The 4,408-nt window shown below is 66.8% G+C and carries 5 protein-coding genes and 1 pseudogene; 2 read left to right on the top strand and 4 right to left on the bottom strand.

Annotated elements, in window-relative coordinates; genetic code table 11:
• Positions 1-90 precede the first annotated feature (90 nt).
• The 3 genes from ACFWF3_RS25870 to ACFWF3_RS25860 form a co-directional block, all read right to left on the bottom strand.
• Positions 91-855 carry a MerR family transcriptional regulator gene (locus ACFWF3_RS25870; RefSeq protein WP_378995923.1) on the bottom strand — a complete coding sequence of 255 codons (765 nt, stop codon included), beginning with the start codon at positions 853-855 and terminating at the stop codon, positions 91-93.
• A gap of 107 nt (positions 856-962) precedes the next feature.
• Positions 963-1,505 (bottom strand): MOSC domain-containing protein, encoded by a 543-nt coding sequence (locus tag ACFWF3_RS25865; RefSeq protein WP_379315879.1) that lies wholly within the window; start codon positions 1,503-1,505, stop codon positions 963-965.
• Positions 1,506-1,585: 80 nt separating this feature from the next.
• Entirely contained in the window at positions 1,586-2,908 is a 1,323-nt protein-coding gene (locus ACFWF3_RS25860) for a TerD family protein (protein WP_379315877.1), read from the bottom strand.
• Positions 2,909-3,064: 156 nt separating this feature from the next.
• Between ACFWF3_RS25860 and ACFWF3_RS25855 the strand changes: the two genes are divergently transcribed.
• A complete protein-coding gene (locus tag ACFWF3_RS25855) occupies positions 3,065-3,961 on the top strand; it encodes a glucosyl-3-phosphoglycerate synthase (RefSeq protein ID WP_379315875.1) in 897 nt (298 codons plus the stop codon).
• A gap of 42 nt (positions 3,962-4,003) precedes the next feature.
• Here the strand turns inward: ACFWF3_RS25855 and ACFWF3_RS25850 are convergent, their stop codons facing one another.
• Positions 4,004-4,255: a hypothetical protein gene (locus ACFWF3_RS25850; protein ID WP_379315881.1), complete on the bottom strand. Its 252-nt coding sequence runs from the start codon at positions 4,253-4,255 to the stop codon at positions 4,004-4,006.
• Between the two features lie 52 nt (positions 4,256-4,307).
• Between ACFWF3_RS25850 and ACFWF3_RS25845 the strand changes: the two are divergent.
• Positions 4,308-4,408: pseudogene (locus ACFWF3_RS25845) on the top strand (hypothetical protein); the annotation flags it as partial.

Below are 4,408 nucleotides of genomic sequence, written 5' to 3'. Positions count from 1 at the left end.
TATTTGGCGGGGGGGCGCGGCACCATCCCCCGCGCCCCACGGGTCGCCGTTGCTCGAGCGCCCTCGAATCAGTGGCCTTTGCCGAATCTGCTACCCGCGTGCGGCGTTCGCGGTCGTGATGAACTCGATCTGCGCAGGTGAAGGTCCGCAGAACTCGCTCTCGATCCGGTCGGACTCCTCGGCCTGCATCCGGTACATGCTCTCGCGCAGGCCTTCGTCGCCGCCGTGGAAGCCCTCCAAGAGCCTCATCCACCGAGCCGCCATTTCCTGCGCCTCGGGCGAGGTCGGGTCCGTGCCCGCCGCGATCGCCGCGTCGACCTGGGGGATCAGCACGGCCCAGTCCGCTTCGGCTTGCTGAATGCGCTGTTCACCGAGTTCCTCCCGGCGCAGCGCGAGCTGGGTCAACTGCTCTTCGGTGAAGTATTGCTTGATGGTGTCGTCGACCATGACGGTCCTCCTGATCAATTCCAGGAAGTGATCCGTGGATGCGTCCGACCGGCTTTGCACCGTGGCGGTCAGTGCCGCGACCAAGGCATGCAGATCCCGGGTCGCGGCCAGTTGCGCGGCCAGATAGTCGCGGTGAGCGGCAAGTACCTGCGTCATCGCCACGGAGCCCTCGAGCAGATCCGCGATCTGATCGAGCCCCAGGCCCAGTTGCCGCAGAGCCAGCACTTGATACAGCCGCTCGACATCGCTCGCGGTGTAGAGCCGGTGACCGGTGCCGGAGCGTTGCGCCGGGTGCACCAAGCCGATCCGGTCGTAATGATGCAACGTCCGCACCGTCAGTCCGGCCTCGGCCGCGAGCTCACCGACTTTCCACACACGCTCGGTTCCGCGCTGGTCCATCCGCTTCATCCCACTTCCACCGGCACCCTGTGCGCCGGTGTCGTCGACGGTAGAACCTGACCTTACGTCAGGTGCAAGCCCGAATACGCCCGCCGAATCCAGAGTTCAGCACATCGCTAGACCCGATCCAGGGCCTTCCACGGCTGCGGCGGAAGTTCGGCAACGATGCTGTCGCCGGGGCGGACCTCGCCACCGGTGACAACCACGCCCATGATTCCGGCCTTGCGCACAAGGGTGCCTGCCGCATCGTGGTGGACTAGCTGCTTCAACAGCCCGTCTTGGAACCTGTCGATCTGGACGCACGGGTTGCGTAGGCCGGTAATTTCCACGACCGCGGCGGAACCGATCCGCAGCAGCGCCCCCACCGGAAGTGCGAGTAGATCCAGGCCGCTGGTGGTGATGTTCTCGCCGAGATCGCCGGGGAATACAGCGAATCCGTGTTCGGCGACCTCGGTGAACAGCTCCTCGTGCATGAGGTGAACCTGCCGCAGGTTCGGCTGGGTCGGGTCCTGCGCGACCCGAGAGCGGTGTTTGACCGTTGTTCCGGCGTGGACATCGCCCTCCACACCGAGTCCTGTCAGGAGCCGAATGCTCGGTCTGGTCGGCTTGCTGAACGAGTACTCACCGTTGCTGTTCACCGCGATCACTGTGCCGCTCATCGTGTTTCGTGCCCCTCGTCGTTCGAAACGTCACGGCGAGCGTAACCCGGCACAGCGCTGCCTCTCCGGTGGTTCTCGACTCAGCGAGGGGTGGGGCACTGGCCTTCGTAGCGGCTCAAGCCGAGACCGTTGGCCTTCTTGCTGCGGCCTACGGGACCGTTCTTGGCGGAGCGGACCCAGGTGCCGTCGGTGTCGAGGACGGGCATGCGTTCGCTGAAGGCTCGGCTGTAGTGGATGGTGCCGTCGACGGTGAGGATGCCGTCGCGCACGTCGATATGGGCGACGGTGGCCCAGAAGGAGCTTTTGCCGTTGCCGATGATGACGGTGATCTGGTCGGCATCCTTGTCGGGGAGGCCGTCGGGGCCGGGGCGGCCGTAGCGGACGCGCACGCGCGGGTTGCCGAATTTGTCGATGGCGCCCGCACCGTTGTCCACGGATTGGTAGACGTTGAGCAGCAGATCACCGTTCTCGGTGGGGCGGACGGTGACCTGTTCGGTGGCGGGGAGGTTGTCGGCCCCGGGGCCGCGGGTGTCGCCCTGGTGATGGATAAACGGCCACTGCGTGATGTCGCCCTGGTGGCCCTTCTCCCCGCTGAGGACCACGTAGTCGCCGGTGATCTCGTTGCGGCAGAAGAAGTACACGTCCAGGTCGCCCGTGCCGAACTCGGTGACACGACCGTTCGCGTCGTATTTCGCACCGCGGCCGTCCCACTCGAGACCGACGGTCAGGACGTAGCCCGGATCACCCTTGCGCAGGTCGATCGTGGCGCGGCGATCCGGCGACTCCTTGGTCAGCACGACATCGACTTTGCGCAGATCGACCGAGGGCGCCGGGGGTGCAACACTCTGGGGTGCAGGCGCTTCGGCCACGTGCGAGGAGACGTCGGCCGGTTCTTCGTCGACGACGATGCCGTGATCGGTCGCGAACGCCGCCAGCCCCGCGCTGTATCCCTGACCGATCGCGTCGAGACGCCACCCGCTCCCCCGCCGATACAGCGCGACGGCTTGCAACACCGTCTCCGAATCCAGCCCCGGCGGAACGAAACTCACCGATTGACTGGAACCGACGGCGCAGACCCGTAGCCCGGCGACCGCACCGAACCGAATCCCCTGTGCCTCGGTGCTGCCGGTGATCACCACCCGATGGATCTCGGCCGGCACTGCCGAAAGATCGACCGCGACAACAGCATCGGATTCCAATCGAACACCCGACGCCGCCGGATTGTTGAAGAACACGAAGTCGGCATCGGAACGCACCTTGCCGTCGGCGGTCAACAGCACCGCCGCGATGTCCACCGCCCCGGCCGGGCTGTCGAGATCCAGGCGCACCGTGTACCGCCCGTCGACGAGATCGGTCTTGGACCCTTTGGACACCTCGACCATCGTTGCCGCACTCCCACTCATGATTTCTGCCCCTCCACCGGTCGGCTGAGCCCACGGTACCCGCCGGGCCTGCCATCGGGTCTGCGTTCAGTGACCGGCACGGACCTGTAGGTATGTCCAAGCACGGGCGGAAAACCGTTGGGTTCGGTCACAGATCGAGACGCAGCGGTAGCGGAGGTGACGAGTGTGTCGTTGACTGGCTGGATGGACGTCCGTGAACTTATCGACCGCAAGGCGGGTCGTCGGGTCTCGGTGGTGGTGCCCGCGCTGGATGACGAGGACACCGTCGCCGGGGTAGTCGCTTCGGTGACGCCGCTGCTCGGTGGGCTGGTCGACGAGTTGATCGTGCTCGATGCGGGGTCCGCTGATCGGACCGTCGCGCGGGCGCGCGCCGCCGGGGCCGAGGTCTTCACGCGAGAGGAGGCGTTGCCGGGGGTGGCGGTGCGGCCGGGCAAGGGCGAGGTGCTGTGGCGGTCGATGGCGGTGTGTACCGGTGACCTGATCGTTTTCCTGGACGCGGATCTCGTCGATCCCGATCCGATGTTCGTGCCCACCTTGCTCGCACCGCTGCTCGCTGACCCCCACATCGCCCTGGTGAAGGGCTTCTATCGCAGGCCGACGACCGATGACGCCGACGGCGGTGGCCGGGTCACACAGCTCGTGGCGCGTCCGCTGCTCACCGCGCTCGCACCCGCGCTGGCCGAGATCATCCAGCCGCTCGGCGGCGAATGTGGCGCCACGCGTGCGTTTCTCGGGCAGATCTCCATCGCCGGCGGGTACGGCGCGGAGATCGGGATCCTGCTCGATTGCTGGCAGCGGCGCGGTGTGTCGGCCATCGCCCAGGTCGACCTCGGGATCCGCGTGCATCGTCATCGGCCGACACACGAACTGGCGGTGATGAGCCGCCAGGTCGTGGCGACTCTGCTCGACCGACTCGGCATCCGGGATTCCGGGATCGGCCTGGTGCAGTTCCTGCCCGGGGAAACCGGGTGGCGGCGAACACCTTCCGAGGTCAGCCTGGCCGACCGGCCACCGATGTCGCGCCACATCGCCGAGTACCGCGACATCGCCTGACACACGAGAACGCCGGCCCCGCGAGGGACCGGCGTTCACGCCTCACACAGCGACGAGACCGAAGTCGAGCTTCACCAATTGGTCGGCGCAATCGAAGTACCGGTCGTCATGGGTGATCACGATGACCGTCTTACCGCGGCGCTTCAGATCGGTGAGGATCTCGTGGTAGAACACATCGCGGAACCGCGGCTCCTGATCGGCGGCCCATTCGTCGAAGACATAGATCTGGCGGTCTTCGAGCAGGGCGGTGAGCAGGGCCAACCGCTTGCGCTGGCGCACACCACCGCCGTGCACCCGCCGTCCAGCAGGGAGTCGGCGGCGGCCTGGCCGCCCTCCAGCGTGTACAGGGAGTGCCGTGGTCCTCGGCGAGACCGGCCGCAACTTCGCGGCCGGCATGTCCGGCGGCATCGCCTACGTCATCGACCTCGACCCCGACCGGGTCAACGC

Source organism: Nocardia sp. NPDC060220, from assembly GCF_042727815.1.
In the GTDB taxonomy this organism is placed as follows: domain Bacteria; phylum Actinomycetota; class Actinomycetes; order Mycobacteriales; family Mycobacteriaceae; genus Nocardia.
The sequence above is the reverse complement of the archived record's forward strand: the minus strand, read 5'-3'. Positions and strand labels throughout refer to the sequence as shown.